Annotated in this window: 16 protein-coding genes; all 16 read left to right on the plus strand. The window is 39.8% G+C overall.

The annotated features are described in order from the left end of the window. Positions 1–855 (plus strand): LPXTG cell wall anchor domain-containing protein (locus O3611_RS01830; protein ID WP_371607625.1); only part of this gene is annotated, 855 nt, incomplete at its 5' end. Positions 856–1,030: 175 nt separating this feature from the next. Then, complete coding sequence (hemW, locus tag O3611_RS01835; RefSeq protein ID WP_371607626.1) at positions 1,031–2,161, plus strand: radical SAM family heme chaperone HemW; 1,131 nt, start codon at positions 1,031–1,033, stop codon at positions 2,159–2,161. Between the two features lie 4 nt (positions 2,162–2,165). Next, on the plus strand, positions 2,166–2,903 hold the full coding sequence (locus O3611_RS01840; protein WP_371607627.1) for an acyl-ACP thioesterase domain-containing protein: 738 nt from the start codon (positions 2,166–2,168) through the stop codon (positions 2,901–2,903). Positions 2,904–2,913: 10 nt separating this feature from the next. After that, positions 2,914–3,687 carry a TIGR01457 family HAD-type hydrolase gene (locus O3611_RS01845; protein ID WP_371607628.1) on the plus strand — a complete coding sequence of 258 codons (774 nt, stop codon included), beginning with the start codon at positions 2,914–2,916 and terminating at the stop codon, positions 3,685–3,687. Continuing rightward, entirely contained in the window at positions 3,677–4,300 is a 624-nt protein-coding gene (locus O3611_RS01850; protein ID WP_371607629.1) for a TIGR01906 family membrane protein, read from the plus strand. The genes O3611_RS01845 and O3611_RS01850 overlap by 11 nt, the downstream gene beginning before the upstream one ends. 210 nt (positions 4,301–4,510) lie before the next feature. Continuing rightward, positions 4,511–4,912, plus strand: coding sequence for a Spx/MgsR family RNA polymerase-binding regulatory protein (locus tag O3611_RS01855; RefSeq protein WP_045763368.1), 402 nt, complete (start codon positions 4,511–4,513; stop codon positions 4,910–4,912). Next, positions 4,913–5,191, plus strand: a complete 279-nt coding sequence (locus tag O3611_RS01860) for a UPF0223 family protein (RefSeq protein WP_045763367.1) — start codon at positions 4,913–4,915, stop codon at positions 5,189–5,191. Then, a complete protein-coding gene (locus O3611_RS01865) occupies positions 5,181–5,948 on the plus strand; it encodes an inositol monophosphatase family protein (RefSeq protein WP_371607630.1) in 768 nt (255 codons plus the stop codon). The genes O3611_RS01860 and O3611_RS01865 overlap by 11 nt, the downstream gene beginning before the upstream one ends. A gap of 6 nt (positions 5,949–5,954) precedes the next feature. Further along, on the plus strand, positions 5,955–7,268 hold the full coding sequence (locus O3611_RS01870) for an RsmB/NOP family class I SAM-dependent RNA methyltransferase (RefSeq protein WP_371607631.1): 1,314 nt from the start codon (positions 5,955–5,957) through the stop codon (positions 7,266–7,268). Between the two features lie 110 nt (positions 7,269–7,378). Then, positions 7,379–8,257, plus strand: a complete 879-nt coding sequence (locus O3611_RS01875) for a phosphate ABC transporter substrate-binding protein PstS (protein ID WP_371607632.1) — start codon at positions 7,379–7,381, stop codon at positions 8,255–8,257. Further along, on the plus strand, positions 8,257–9,174 hold the full coding sequence (gene pstC, locus O3611_RS01880) for a phosphate ABC transporter permease subunit PstC (protein ID WP_045763363.1): 918 nt from the start codon (positions 8,257–8,259) through the stop codon (positions 9,172–9,174). The genes O3611_RS01875 and pstC overlap by 1 nt, the downstream gene beginning before the upstream one ends. Continuing rightward, on the plus strand, positions 9,164–10,048 hold the full coding sequence (pstA, locus tag O3611_RS01885; RefSeq protein ID WP_000543058.1) for a phosphate ABC transporter permease PstA: 885 nt from the start codon (positions 9,164–9,166) through the stop codon (positions 10,046–10,048). Before pstC ends, pstA begins: the two co-directional genes overlap by 11 nt. A 10-nt stretch (positions 10,049–10,058) precedes the next feature. Next, positions 10,059–10,862 (plus strand): phosphate ABC transporter ATP-binding protein PstB, encoded by an 804-nt coding sequence (gene pstB, locus O3611_RS01890; protein ID WP_371607633.1) that lies wholly within the window; start codon positions 10,059–10,061, stop codon positions 10,860–10,862. Positions 10,863–10,874: 12 nt separating this feature from the next. Beyond that, a complete protein-coding gene (gene pstB, locus O3611_RS01895; protein ID WP_223338828.1) occupies positions 10,875–11,633 on the plus strand; it encodes a phosphate ABC transporter ATP-binding protein PstB in 759 nt (252 codons plus the stop codon). A gap of 11 nt (positions 11,634–11,644) precedes the next feature. Further along, on the plus strand, positions 11,645–12,298 hold the full coding sequence (gene phoU / locus O3611_RS01900; RefSeq protein ID WP_371607634.1) for a phosphate signaling complex protein PhoU: 654 nt from the start codon (positions 11,645–11,647) through the stop codon (positions 12,296–12,298). Positions 12,299–12,455: 157 nt separating this feature from the next. Then, the gene (locus tag O3611_RS01905) at positions 12,456–13,271 is read left to right on the plus strand and encodes an ABC transporter substrate-binding protein (protein WP_049509820.1); all 816 of its coding nucleotides are present in this window, start codon (positions 12,456–12,458) and stop codon (positions 13,269–13,271) included. The last annotated feature ends 7 nt before the right edge of the window (positions 13,272–13,278 follow it).

Consider the following 13,278-nt stretch of genomic DNA (forward strand, 5'->3'; position numbering starts at 1 on the left):
GGTAAAGGTAAAGTACCAAACAGTGAATTACCAGACGGTAAAGTTCCAGGAACAGGTAAGATTACAGAACCAGGTAAACCAGCTGTAGAAGTTCCAGTAACAACACCAGGTAAGGTAACACCAAATACCCCAACAACTGAAACACCAAGTGAGATTGAAATCACACGCAAACCAAATGGTGATGCGATTGTAACGCCTAAGAAACCAGATGGAAAACCATACCCATCAGGTAGCAAGGTAGTGATTCCAGGTGAAAACAACACACCAATCGAAGTTACAATTGGTGACAATGGTTCAGGTGAAGTACCAAATGACAAACTTCCTAAGAAAGATGTCCCAGGTACAGGAACAGTAACCGAACCGAACAAGAAACCATCACAACCGGTAGATGTAACAACACCAGCTCGTAAGACACCAACAGTAGATGTTGAACAAGATCCTAAGACAGGTGACGTTACAGTAACACCTAAGAAACCAGATGGCTCAACATTCCCACCAGGAACTAAGGTAGAAATCCCAGGTAAAGATGGCAACCCAATCACAGTAACAATCGGTGAAGACGGTAAAGGTAAAGTACCAAACAGTGAATTACCAGAAGGAAAAGTACCAGGAACAGGTAAGATTACAGAACCAGGTAAACCAGCTGTTGAAGTTCCAGTAACAACACCAGGTAAGGTAACACCAGAAACACCAGTTGCGCCAGTAACACCTGATACTAATGAAGCTAAGCCAAATGATTCTCAAAAAGTATTGCCAAATACTGGTACTGAATCAAATGCGACTCTTGCATCTCTAGGCCTTCTTGGTATTCTAGGTGGTCTCGGACTTGCTGTGGGAAAGAAAAAAGAAGACTAAAAATTTAGTCAAATAAATATTCATTCTTTTGTGTTATAAAGACAAACTAGATTGGTTCTGGGAATCGTGTTAGTCATAAAATAAAAAGAATGTTTAGATAAAGAAAGCGAACAATGCTAGGATTTTGTTAAACGGAATTCTAAGTATTGTTCGCTTTTGTGGTATAATAAATACTATGCAGAAGAAACCGACATCAGCCTACGTGCATATACCATTTTGCACACAGATTTGTTATTATTGTGACTTTTCCAAGGTCTTTATTAAAAATCAGCCAGTAGACAGCTATCTAGAGCATCTACTGCAAGAATTTCATTCTTATGATATTCAAAAATTGCGTACACTCTATATTGGTGGTGGGACACCGACAGCCTTGTCTGCTTCTCAATTGGAAGTTTTGTTAGATGGATTGACTAAAAACCTGGACTTATCAATGTTGGAAGAATTGACCATCGAGGCTAATCCTGGTGACCTGGATGCGGATAAGATTGCTGTTCTGCAAAATTCTGCAGTTAATCGTGTTTCACTAGGTGTTCAGACCTTTGATGATAAAATGCTGAAAAAGATAGGGCGTAGTCATACGGAAAAGGATATTTATGAAAATATCGACCGCCTCAAACTTGCTGGTTTTGACAATATTTCCATTGACTTAATTTACGCACTTCCTGGTCAGACCATGGACCAGGTCAAGGACAATGTTGCCAAGGCTATCGCTTTGGACATTCCCCACATGAGTCTCTATAGCTTGATTTTGGAAAATCATACGGTCTTTATGAATCGCATGAGACGAGGGAAACTACCTCTTCCTAAGGAAGAATTAGAAGCAGAGATGTTTGAGTATATCATTGCAGAACTAGAAAGAGCTGGCTTTGTGCACTATGAGATTTCTAACTTTTCTAAGCAAGGCTTTGAAAGTCGTCACAATCTTATGTACTGGGACAATGCTGAGTATTATGGAATCGGTGCTGGTGCGTCTGGCTATGTAGATAGTGTTCGCTATAAAAATCATGGTCCTATCCGCCATTATTTAAAGGCGGTAGAAGAGGGAAGTGCTCGTATCAATGAAGAACACCTGAGTCAAAGGGAGCAAATGGAAGAAGAGATGTTTCTCGGCCTTCGCAAGAAGTCAGGAGTTTCCATGGCACGCTTTGAAGAAAAATTCGAACGGTCTTTCCAGGAACTGTATGGAGAAATCGTCGAAGACTTGATTCAACAAGGTCTCGTGCAGCTTGATAGTGACCGTGTTCGCATGACCAAGAGAGGTCTCTTTTTAGGAGATACAGTAGCAGAACGATTTATATTGGAGTAAAATTATGGGATTAACTTATCAAATGAAGATGAAAATTCCTTTTGATATGGCTGACATGAATGGTCATATCAAGCTACCAGACCTTATCTTGTTGTCCCTCCAGGTATCAGGAATGCAGTCAATTGAGCTGGGAGTAAGTGACAAGGATGTTTTAGAACAGTATAATCTGGTATGGATTATCACAGATTATGATATCGATGTGGTTCGTTTGCCTCGTTTTGCTGATGAAATCACCATTGAAACAGAAACTTTAACTTATAATCGTCTTTTTTGCTACCGACGCTTTATCATTTACGATGGAGCTGGTCAAGAGATCGTTCATATGGCAGCTACCTTTGTCCTTATGGATCGTGAGAGTCGAAAGGTTCATCCTGTAGTAGCAGAAATTGTCGCCCCTTATCAATCTGAGTTTTCTAAGAAACTGGTCCGTGGGCCAAAATATAGAGAGCTGGAAGAAGCGATAAGCAAGGATTATCACGTTCGTTTCTATGACTTAGATATGAATGGTCACGTCAATAACAGCAAATACCTAGATTGGATTTTTGAGGTCATGGGAGCCGATTTCCTGACTAAACATATCCCTAAAAAAATTAACCTTAAATATGTTAAGGAAGTTCGACCAGGTGGAATGATTACTTCTAGTTATGAATTAAATGGATTAGAGAGTAATCATAAAGTCACAAGTGATGGTGACACCAATGCTAAGGCAAGGATAACTTGGCAAGAAATTAACAAAGATTAGAAAGAAAGATATGACTTATAAAGGATATTTAATTGATTTAGACGGAACGATCTATAAGGGGAAAGATAGAATCCCTGCGGGAGAGGCTTTTGTTCACGAGTTACAAAAAAGAGAGCTTCCTTATCTTTTTGTAACAAACAACACCACTCGTACACCTGAAAGTGTTCAAGAGATGTTAGCCAATCAGTTTAACATTGACACGCCTGTATCGACGATCTATACTGCAACTTTAGCTACAATTGATTACATGAATGATTTAGGTCTTGAAAAGACAGTTTATGTGATTGGAGAAGCAGGGCTCAAGGAAGCCATTCAAGAAGCAGGGTATGTAGAAGATAAAGAAAATCCAGCCTATGTGGTTGTAGGTTTGGACTGGCAAGTTGACTATGAAAAATTTGCTACGGCGACCCTAGCTATCCATAAAGGTGCTCATTTTATCGGTACCAACCCTGATTTGAACATTCCAACTGAACGTGGACTTTTACCTGGTGCTGGTTCACTGATTACTCTTCTTGAAGCAGCAACTCGCGTAAAGCCAGTTTATATAGGAAAACCAAACGCGATTATTATGGACAAGGCTGTTGAACACCTAGGATTTGAACGCCAAGAAATTGTCATGGTGGGCGATAATTATCTTACTGATATTCGAGCTGGTATTGACAATGGCATTCCTAGCCTTTTGGTGACGACAGGATTTACAAAACCTGAAGAAGTAGCAGACTTGCCAATTGCACCAACTCATGTCCTTTCAAGTCTAGCGGAGTGGAATTTCGATGAAAACTAAGTTTACTTTTGTAGGAAGTATTCTCTTTCTCCTCTCGCTTGCTATTTTATTGACCATTTACCTAGCTTGGTTGGTCTATCCTCAGGAAATTTCTTGGTTAAACTTGACAAATCGTGTTCATCTGCAACCTCAGATAATCCAGCATAACTTTAATGTTTTGATGGATTATTTGACCAATCCGTTGAGTCAAGTATTAGCAATGCCAGATTTTCCTTCATCTGCATCTGGAATCCATCATTTTGCAGTTGTCAAGGGTTTGTTCCATCTGGCTCAAGGAGTAGCACTAGTAACTCTACCGATATTCTATCTTTTTTGGAAGCAGGTCATTCAGAAAGGATTTCTATCTCTCTACCGTAGAGGTCTCTTAATCATGGTCTCGCTACCTTTGGTTCTTGGTTTAGTTGGAGTTTTCATTGGATTTGAGCAGTTCTTTACTTTGTTTCATCAAATTCTTTTTGTAGGTGATGATACCTGGCTATTTGATCCGGCAAAGGATCCAGTCATTCTTATCCTACCAGAGGACTTTTTCCTCCATGCCTTTCTTCTATTTTTCTGCTTGTATGAATTGATTTTTGGATTTCTGTACCTACAAAGTCGAAAAACAAATAGATAAGTCAAGAAAAGTATTACTGATTCCAAATAAAATCTAGGAAAAAACTATCGTTTGTAACATGAATATTTCTATATTTAAGCAGAACATTCACATTTGATTCTAAAAAACCTATTTTTCTTGAAAAAGTAGGTTTTTTTGCGGAAATAACTAGTCAAGCGCTTTATTTTTTTGTATAATAGGAATAGAAAAGTATGTAAAGAAGAGGAAAGCATGATTACACTATTTTTATCACCGAGTTGTACATCATGTCGTAAAGCAAAGGCCTGGCTCGAGAATCATAAAGTGCCCTTCCAAGAGCATAATATTATGACCAGCCCTTTAACGAGAAAAGAACTGCAACACATTCTTTCCTTGACCGAAAATGGTACTGATGACATCATCTCGACTCGTTCAAAGATTTTTCAAAAATTGAATATTGATGTAGAGAGTATCTCAGTATCGGAGTTGCTTCATTTAATTGAGCAGTATCCGAGTCTTTTGCGTCGTCCGATTATTATTGATGCAAAGCGGATGCAAATCGGTTTTAATGAAGATGAGATTCGTGCTTTTCTCCCTCGTAGTTACCGTAAACAAGAACTGAAAGAAGCTACATTGAGAGCTGGTATTAATTAGATGAATAAACAGTATAGTTACCCACTAGATTTGTCGTGGAGCACTGAAGAACTTGCTTCAGTGCTTTCTTTTTTTAATGATGTTGAAGCAGCCTATGAGACTAAGGTAGAGGCAAAAAAACTACTAGATTCCTATAAGGGATTCAAAGCGGTTGTTCCAAGCAAGAGTGAAGAAAAACGCTTGGGCCGTGAATTTGAAACTGCGAGTGGTTATTCCTTCTATCGAGCTGTCCAATTGGCTAAAGAACAAGGGGAAGGGAAGATTTCGCTTGGAAAATAAATTTGTGTTTGCTAAAGAGATTGTCAAGGAAGCAGGAGACTATATTCTAGCTCACATGCGAGAAGAATTGCATATTGAGAGAAAATCATCCCCTACAGATTTGGTGACTCGTTTGGACAAGGAAGTTCAGAATTTTTTGATTGATAAGATTCGTTCGCATTTTCCGGATGACCAATTTTGTGCAGAAGAGGGATGTTTACGTGCTTCAGTTGGACATGGATCTGTTTGGGTCATTGATCCCATTGATGGTACCAACAACTTTGTCGCACAAGGTGATGATTTTGCCATTATGGTAGCATATTTTGAAAACGGTGTGGGTCAGTTTGGGATCATTTATGATGTCATGAAAGGTCATTGTTATCATGGAGGAGGTACTTTTCAGGCCTGTCTCAATGAAGAACCCTTGCTTAATTTTAAGGATAAGCCCTTGCGAGATTTTCTAATTGCGAGTAATGCTGGCATGTTGGAAACAAACGCCTGGGGTGTGGCAGAATTAGCTAATGCTTCACTTGGTGTACGAATATATGGAAGTGCGGCTATTAGTTTTGCAAAAATATTATCTGGTCAGCTATTGACCTATATCACCTATCTCCAACCTTGGGACTATGCTGCAGCTGGTATCATTGGAAAAAGTTTAGGTTATCAGATTGTAACCTTAACTGGAGAGCCGGTGGATTTTCAGACACGACAACCAATTATGATGGTTCCAACAGACAAGTTGGCAGAAATTCAATCCTATATCTACGAAAGGAAATAAACTTACATGCAATTTCCAGAAGGATTTGTAAAAAAATATGAAGAAATATTGGGAGATGAGGCAAGAGCTTTTCTTGCCTCTTTTGATGATGAGGCAGTTTCCGCCTTTCGCATCAATCCCTTAAAAGAAAGCCAAGTTTCTTTTTCAGATGCTATTCCACATACACCTTGGGGCTATTATGGCAAGGTTTCAGGGAAATCACCTGAGCATGTAACAGGCTTGGTCTATTCACAAGAGCCTGCTGCACAAATGGTTGCACAAGTAGCTCAACCAAAACCAGGCATGAAGGTCTTGGATTTGGCAGCGGCTCCCGGTGGGAAATCAACTCAACTGGCAGCTTATCTTGCAGGCGAAGGACTACTTGTTTCCAATGAAATTTCTAGCAAGCGAGCTAAGATTTTGGTTGAAAATATGGAGCGTTTTGGTGCATCAAATGTTGTTGTAACCAATGAATCTGCAGATCGTTTGGCTAAAGTGTTTAAGGGATATTTTGACCTAATTGTTCTAGATGCTCCATGTTCAGGAGAAGGAATGTTCCGAAAACAGCCAGATGCCATGGATTATTGGAGTGTAGAATATCCAAGCCAATGTGCTGACTTGCAGCGTGAAATTCTAGAGGATGCGGTCACCATGTTAGCTGATGGTGGTCGTTTGGTCTATTCGACTTGTACATGGGCTCCAGAAGAAAACGAAGAAATTATTAAATGGTTGCTGGATAGTTATGATTTTGAATTGATTCCAGTTACACATATCAATGGAATGGCTCCTGGGATTGATTTTCCTGAGACAGCTCGGATGTACCCACATCGTTTTAAGGGAGAAGGTCAATTTGTTGCCCATCTTCAGTTTAAGGGACAAAACAAGTCAGGGAAGTTCAAGTCTTTTAAGACTAATCTCAGTCGCGAACAGTTGAGTTTATGGCAAGATTTTGAAAAAAAACACCTGAAGATAAATTTGCCAGGAATTTTACAGACTTTTGGAGAACAACTATATCTCTTACCTGAAGTTCTACCAGATTTGGGTAAACTTAGGATTGCACGAAACGGACTTCATCTTGGAACCTTTAAGAAAAAACGTTTTGAACCAAGTTTTGCTCTTGGTTTAGCCTTAAAACCAAGCCAAGTCAATCAAAGAATTGAAATTCATGAAGCGGACTTTGTCAAATACGTGGCCGGTGAAACAGTTCAGCTGTCTGAAACTTTGTCAAATGGCTGGTATCAAGTTTTGGTTGGTGGAAATGGTCTAGGTTTTGCAAAAGTGACCGGAAATACCTTGAAGAATTATTTCCCTAAGGGCTTGAGGTTTAAGGTAAAAAACTAGTCAAAATCAGTATTCTATGTTATAGTGGAAGTATGGATTTTTTGCATAAAACAATAGAAAAATAGGGCGAAATTCCAAGCTATTCATCATTATTTTCAAGGAGACAAATAGTGAAAAAAATTAAAAAACTCACCCTCTTTCTTGCAACCTTTTTACTTGCTGGTTCACTAGCAGGATGTGCAAGTTGGATTGATCGTGGGGAGTCAATGACGGCTGTTGGCTCAACTGCCCTCCAACCTTTAGTCGAGGCGGCGGCAGATGAATTCGCATCAGCTCATATCGGTAAAACGGTCAATGTTCAAGGTGGAGGTTCTGGTACAGGACTATCGCAGGTTCAATCAGGAGCAGTAGATGTCGGAAACTCGGATGTATTTGCTGAGGAAAAAGACGGTATTGATGCTTCAGCCTTGGTCGATCATAAGGTAGCTGTTGCAGGTTTGGCTGTTATTATCAATAAAGAAGTAGATGTTGATAATCTAACGACAGATCAACTCCGACAAATCTTCACAGGAGAAATTACCAACTGGAAAGAAGTCGGTGGGAAAGATTTAGCCATCTCTATTATCAACCGTGCGGCTAGTTCAGGTTCTCGTGCAACCTTTGATAGTGTGATCATGAATGGTCAATCAGCAATGCAAAGTCAGGAACAGGATTCAAACGGGATGGTCAAATCAATCGTTTCTCAAACCCCTGGAGCTATTTCCTATCTAGCGTTTGCCTATGTCGATGATTCTGTTGGGACAATCAAACTCAATGGTTATGAACCAATTTCAGAGAATGTAACCACGAATAATTGGCCTTTGTGGTCTTATGAACATATGTATACACTTGGTGAGCCAAATGAATTGGTTGCCGAATTCTTAAACTTTGTTCTTTCAGACGAAGCTCAGAACGGAATCGTTAAAGGAATGGGCTATATTTCTGTTAAGGAAATGAAGGTTGAAAAAGATGCTACAGGGACTGTAACAGCGCTAGAAGGGAGTCAATAATGAACCAAGAAGAATTATCTAAAAAATTGCTCTCTCCGTCAAAGAACTCTCGTCTTGAGAAATTAGGGAAAAGTCTGACTTTTGCCTGCCTCTCTTTGATTGTTATCATTGTGGCTATGATTTTAATCTTTGTAGCCCAAAAAGGGTTATCTACCTTCTTTGTGAATGGTGTGAATATCTTTGATTTTCTCTTTGGTGCAACTTGGAACCCTTCAGGTAAGCAGTTTGGTGCTCTTCCAATGATTTTAGGTTCCTTTATCGTTACCATCCTATCTGCTCTCATCGCAACACCATTTGCAATTGGTGCTGCAGTCTTTATGACAGAAGTATCGCCAAAAGGAGCTAAGATTTTGCAACCAGCTATCGAACTTCTAGTTGGGATTCCTTCGGTAGTATACGGATTTATCGGTTTGCAGGTCGTTGTACCATTTGTACGTAGTGTCTTTGGTGGAACAGGTTTTGGTATTTTATCGGGGATTTTCGTTCTCTTTGTTATGATCTTGCCGACTGTAACCTTTATGACAACTGATAGCTTACGTGCAGTTCCTCGTCACTACCGTGAAGCTAGTTTAGCTATGGGAGCAACTCGTTGGCAAACAATCTGGCGTGTTACTTTGAAGGCTGCTCGTTCAGGTATTTTTACTGCTGTAGTCTTTGGTATGGCGCGTGCTTTCGGTGAAGCCCTTGCGATTCAGATGGTTGTCGGTAACTCAGCAGTTGTTCCAACTTCATTGACGACACCAGCAGCGACTCTGACATCTGTTTTGACCATGGGAATCGGTAATACCGTTATGGGAACTGTTGATAATAATGTTCTTTGGTCACTGGCCCTAGTATTGCTCTTGATGAGTTTGGCCTTTAACAGTGTGATTAAACTGATTACGAAAGAAAGAGGAAAGAAAAACTATGCACGCTAAGAAATTAGATAAACTTGCAACAGCTGTCCTCTATACCATCGCAGGAATCATTGTGACCATTCTTGCTTCTTTGATTCTCTATATCTTGGTTCGAGGCTTACCTCATGTTTCTTGGTCCTTCTTGACTGGAAAATCATCTTCTTACCAAGCAGGTGGAGGTATTGGAATTCAGCTTTATAATTCCTTCTTCCTTTTGGTCATCACCTTGTTCATCTCTGTGCCTTTGTCAATGGGAGCTGGGATTTACTTGGCTGAATATGCCAAAAAAGGTCGTGTTACTAACTTCGTTCGTACCTGTATTGAGATTTTGTCTTCTTTACCATCAGTCGTTGTTGGTCTCTTTGGTTACCTCATCTTTGTCGTTCAGTTTGAGTATGGATTTTCAATTATTTCTGGTGCCTTGGCTTTGACCGTCTTTAACCTTCCACAGATGACGCGTAATGTTGAAGACAGCTTGAAACACGTTCACCACACGCAACGTGAAGCTGGTTTAGCACTTGGACTTTCTCGTTGGGAAACAGTTCTTCATGTCGTTATCCCAGAAGCCCTACCTGGTATTGTAACAGGTATCGTACTTGCATCAGGTCGTATCTTTGGTGAAGCTGCGGCTCTTATCTATACTGCAGGACAATCAGCACCAGCTCTTGACTGGTCAAACTGGAATGTCCTCAGCGTAACCAGTCCAATCTCAATCTTCCGTCAAGCAGAAACCTTGGCTGTTCATATCTGGAAAGTCAACAGTGAAGGAACTATTCCTGATGGAACACTTGTTTCAGCAGGTTCTGCTGCGGTGCTCCTAATCTTTATCTTAATCTTTAACTTTGGAGCTCGCAAACTCGGAAGCTACCTACACAAGAAATTAACCGCTGCCTAAAGGAGAAGCCATGTCAAAATATAATTGGGATGAAAAGCATATCATTACCTTTCCAGAAGAAAAAGTGGCCCTCTCTACTAAGGATTTACATGTTTACTACGGTAAAAATGAATCCATTAAGGGCGTCGATATGCAATTCGAAAAAAATAAAATCACGGCCCTGATTGGTCCGTCTGGATCTGGGAAATCAACCTACCTACGCAGTCTCAACCGTATGAATGATACCATTGATATTGCAAAGGTTACAGGACAGATTCTCTATCGAGGTATTGACGTTAACCGTCCAGAAATTAATGTTTATGAAATGCGTAAACATATCGGAATGGTATTTCAACGTCCAAATCCATTTGCTAAATCAATCTATCGCAACATCACCTTTGCACATGAACGTGCAGGAGTTAAGGACAAGAAAATCCTTGATGAAATTGTAGAAACCTCTCTTCGTCAGGCTGCCCTCTGGGATCAGGTCAAAGATGACCTTCATAAGTCTGCCTTGATGCTTTCAGGTGGTCAGCAGCAACGTCTCTGCATTGCCCGTGCTATTTCTGTAAAACCAGATATTCTCTTGATGGATGAACCTGCATCAGCCTTAGATCCGATTGCGACAGCTCAACTTGAGGAAACCATGCTTGAGTTGAAGAAGGACTTTACCATTATCATCGTAACTCACAGTATGCAACAGGCTGCGCGTGCTAGTGATTATACAGGATTTTTTTACTTGGGTGACTTAATTGAGTATGATAAGACCGCTAATATTTTCCAAAATGCTAAGCTACAGTCTACTAATGACTATGTAACTGGACATTTTGGTTAGAAAGGGAACAGTATGACAGAACCGATTTTGCAGGTTTCAGACCTGTCAGTCTATTACAATAAAAAGAAGGCCTTGAATAGTGTTTCCTTATCATTCCAACCCAAGGAAATTACGGCCCTTATCGGTCCGTCTGGATCTGGAAAATCAACACTTCTAAAGGCTATTAACCGAATGGGGGACCTCAATCCTGAAGTGACGACAACTGGATCAGTGGTTTATAACGGTCACAACATCTATAGCCCTCGTACCGATACAGTTGAATTGCGTAAGGAAATTGGAATGGTATTCCAACAACCCAATCCTTTCCCTATGTCTATCTATGAAAATGTCGTTTATGGCCTCCGCATAAATGGAGAAAAGGATAAGCAGGTCTTAGATGAAGCAGTGGAGAAGGCTTTACAGCGTGCTTCAATCTGGGATGAAGTCAAAGACCGTTTGCATGACTCTGCTATTGGTCTTTCAGGTGGTCAACAACAACGTGTTTGTGTAGCACGTGTATTGGCGACTAGTCCTAAAATCATCCTTTTGGATGAACCAACTTCAGCCTTGGACCCTATTTCTGCTGGTAAGATTGAGGAAACCTTGTATGGTCTAAAAGACAAATACACCATGCTCTTGGTCACTCGTTCTATGCAGCAAGCATCTCGAATCTCTGATAAGACAGGATTTTTCCTCAATGGAGATTTGATTGAATTTAACGATACCAAGGAAATGTTCCTCTATCCTCAACATAAGGAGACAGAGGACTACATTTCAGGTAAATTTGGATAAGGAGTGAGAAGATGTTACGATCTCAATTTGAAGAAGATTTAGAGAAATTGCATAATCAGTTTTATGCTATGGGACAAGAAGTTCTTTCCCAAATCAATCGTACCGTACGTGCTTTTGTAACGCATGACCGTGACATGGCTAAAGAAGTTATTGAGGAAGATGCAGAAGTAAACGAATACGAAGTGAAACTTGAAAAGAAATCATTTGAAATGATTGCCCTACAACAGCCAGTTTCACAAGACTTACGTACAGTTTTGACAGTTTTAAAAGCTGTTTCAGACCTAGAACGTATGGGAGACCATGCAGTATCTATCGCAAAAGCAACGATTCGTATGAAGGGTGAGCAACGCATCCCTGCAGTTGAAGAAGAAATCAAAAAAATGGGTCGTGAAGTAAAAAACTTTGTTGAGGCTACTTTAGAACTTTATTTGAATGGTTCTGTGGATCAAGCCTATGAAGTTGCAACCATGGACGAAAAAATTAACTATTACTTTGATAACATTCGTGACCTTGCAACTGAAGAAATCAGAAAGAATCCAGAAGCTATTGTCACAGGTCGTGATTATTTCCAAGTTATTTCTTATTTGGAACGCATTGGTGACTATGCAAAAAATATCTGTGAATGGGTTGTTTACTTTGAAACAGGTAAGATTGTTGAATTGTAAGATTGATTAATTATGCAAAAAAAGGAGCTTGTTAGTAAGTAAAAGCTCCTTTTTTGAAACAAAAATTGAAAATTTTTCATAAAAATTTAGAATATGCTTGACAAACGAAGTAGATAGAGTTATAATTATACAAAATTAACAGAGAGGTTGTTTATTTATGAATTTTAAAAAATGGATATTTGTCTTATGTAGTTTTCTTGCAAGCTTCTTATTGGTAGCTTGCCAATCGTCTAGTTCAAGCTCGCAGTCTGCAGTGGAGGCCATCAAGCAAAAAGGAAAATTAGTGGTCGCAACTAGTCCCGACTATGCTCCCTTTGAGTTTCAAGCACTTGTGGATGGTAAAAACCAAGTCGTAGGTGCGGATATTGACATGGCGCAAGCAATCGCTGATGAACTTGGAGTGAAATTGGAAGTTTCAAGCATGAGTTTTGATAATGTCTTGACCAGTCTTCAAACAGGAAAAGCAGACCTAGCAATTGCGGGAATCAGTGCAACTGAAGAAAGACAAGAAGTCTTTGATTTCTCAATTCCTTACTATGAAAATAAAATTAGCTTCCTTATCAGAAAATCAGATCTTGAAAAATACAAGGATTTGGACTCTCTAGCAAGTGCTAATATTGCAGCTCAGAAAGGAACTGTTCCTGAATCTATGGTTAAAGAGCAACTTCCAAAGGCACAGTTGACTTCTTTGACAAACATGGGTGAGGCAGTCAATGAGCTCCAATCTGGTAAAGTTGATGCCGTTCATATGGATGAGCCAGTAGCACTAAGCTATGCTGCTAAGAACTCAGATTTGGCAGTGGCTACAGTAAGCTTGACTATGAAGGAAGGCGAAGCAAATGCTGTAGCTATCAAAAAAGGTAACTCAGATTTGAAGGAAGTAGTTGATAAGGTCATCCAAAAACTGAAAGATGACGGAACTTACCAAACTTATCTTGAAAAAGCTGCTAAGCTAACAGAAGTAGAGCAATAAAAAATAA

Source organism: Streptococcus sp. 27098_8_91 (genome assembly GCF_041432385.1).
Taxonomy (GTDB): Bacteria; Bacillota; Bacilli; order Lactobacillales; family Streptococcaceae; genus Streptococcus.

Bases quoted from the DNA above. Each gene is read 5' to 3' on its own strand.
- hemW (WP_371607626.1), top strand. From the start codon at position 1,031: ATGCAGAAGAAACCGACATCAGCCTACGTGCATATACCATTTTGCACA.
- O3611_RS01840 (WP_371607627.1), top strand. From the start codon at position 2,166: ATGGGATTAACTTATCAAATGAAGATGAAAATTCCTTTTGATATGGCT.
- O3611_RS01845 (WP_371607628.1), top strand. From the start codon at position 2,914: ATGACTTATAAAGGATATTTAATTGATTTAGACGGAACGATCTATAAG.
- O3611_RS01850 (WP_371607629.1), top strand. From the start codon at position 3,677: ATGAAAACTAAGTTTACTTTTGTAGGAAGTATTCTCTTTCTCCTCTCG.
- O3611_RS01855 (WP_045763368.1), top strand. From the start codon at position 4,511: ATGATTACACTATTTTTATCACCGAGTTGTACATCATGTCGTAAAGCA.
- O3611_RS01860 (WP_045763367.1), top strand. From the start codon at position 4,913: ATGAATAAACAGTATAGTTACCCACTAGATTTGTCGTGGAGCACTGAA.
- O3611_RS01870 (WP_371607631.1), top strand. From the start codon at position 5,955: ATGCAATTTCCAGAAGGATTTGTAAAAAAATATGAAGAAATATTGGGA.
- pstC (WP_045763363.1), top strand. From the start codon at position 8,257: ATGAACCAAGAAGAATTATCTAAAAAATTGCTCTCTCCGTCAAAGAAC.
- pstA (WP_000543058.1), top strand. From the start codon at position 9,164: ATGCACGCTAAGAAATTAGATAAACTTGCAACAGCTGTCCTCTATACC.
- pstB (WP_371607633.1), top strand. From the start codon at position 10,059: ATGTCAAAATATAATTGGGATGAAAAGCATATCATTACCTTTCCAGAA.
- pstB (WP_223338828.1), top strand. From the start codon at position 10,875: ATGACAGAACCGATTTTGCAGGTTTCAGACCTGTCAGTCTATTACAAT.
- phoU (WP_371607634.1), top strand. From the start codon at position 11,645: ATGTTACGATCTCAATTTGAAGAAGATTTAGAGAAATTGCATAATCAG.
- O3611_RS01905 (WP_049509820.1), top strand. From the start codon at position 12,456: ATGAATTTTAAAAAATGGATATTTGTCTTATGTAGTTTTCTTGCAAGC.